The 1,199-nt window shown below is 54.6% G+C and carries 1 protein-coding gene; it reads left to right on the top strand.

Annotated features, from left to right (window positions below; genetic code table 11):
- Positions 1-70: 70 nt before the first annotated feature.
- Positions 71-1,158 (top strand): IS3 family transposase gene (locus CUC55_RS00025; RefSeq protein WP_103086613.1). Its coding sequence is split into 2 segments (ribosomal slippage): positions 71-332 and positions 332-1,158, totalling 1,089 coding nucleotides; the frame shifts between segments, so codons are not numbered across the junction.
- Positions 1,159-1,199: the final 41 nt, after the last annotated feature.

The raw sequence follows: 1,199 nt of genomic DNA, 5'->3' as shown, positions 1-1,199 counted from the left end.
GGTAATCCCCCCGCAAACTAACCGGGTTTAAAAGTAGAATTTTCTCACAATGATTTTGGAGAAGATTCGGATGAAGACATCACGATTTAGCGACGCGCAGGTTATGGCAATTCTGAAGCAGGCGGAGGACGGCATTCCGGTTGCGCAGCTTTGCCGGGAGCATGGCATGAGCGATGCTAGCTTTTACAAGTGGCGAGCAAAGTTCGGCGGCATGGACGCGTCCATGGTTTCGCAAATGAAGAGCATGGAAGACGAGAACCGTCGGCTGAAGAAGATGTATGCCGAGCTGAGCATGCAAANCGATCTCCTGAAGGAAGCTCTTGGAAAAAAGCGCTGAGGCTGTCTCAGCGTAAGGAGATGGCCATGCAAGCCGTTCAAGATCATAAGGTGAGCGTGGCGCTCGCGTGTCGGACGTTCTCGATCAGCGAGACGTGCTACCGCTATGGACGCAAGCTTGGCAGCGAGAACGAAGATATTGCCGACTGGCTGCTGCGTCTGACGACAGCCCGGAAGGCGTGGGGTTTCGGCCTGTGCTTCCTTTATCTGCGTAACATCAAAGGCTTCGGCTGGAACCACAAAAGGGTTTACCGTATCTATCGTGATCTGGAATTGAATCTGAGGATCAAGCCCAGGAAGCGCCTGGTGCGGGAACGACCGGAGCCACTGGCTGTGCCCGAACAGCCCAACCAGACCTGGTCGATGGACTTCATGGCCGATCAGCTTTCCGATGGTCGCTCGTTCCGGACTTTGAACGTCATTGACGACTTCAACCGGGAGGGGCTCGGGATCGAGGTGGACTTCTCGTTGCCAGCCGAGCGGGTTGTTCGATCTCTGAACCGGATCATCGAATGGCGCGGAAAACCGGGTATCATACGGGTGGACAACGGCCCGGAATACATCAGCGGCACGCTTTTGGCATGGGCCGAGAAACGAAACATCATCATCGCTCATATCCAGCCGGGCAAGCCGCAGCAAAACGCCTATATCGAGCGGTACAATCGCACGGTCAGGCATGAATGGCTGGGATGCTTCATGTTTGATACTATCACGGAGGTGCAGGATCACGCCACACGATGGCTCTGGACATACAACAATGATCGACCCAATATGGCCATCGGCGGCATCACGCCGAGGCAAAAACTGAAAATGGCAGCATGAATTCTACTGCTGAGCCCCGTTAAAAACGGGGGGATTACCGA

Origin of the sequence: Agrobacterium bohemicum, from assembly GCF_002896715.1 — a bacterium.
Classification (GTDB): domain Bacteria; phylum Pseudomonadota; class Alphaproteobacteria; order Rhizobiales; family Rhizobiaceae; genus Agrobacterium; species Agrobacterium bohemicum.
The sequence above is the reverse complement of the archived record's forward strand: the minus strand, read 5'-3'. Positions and strand labels throughout refer to the sequence as shown.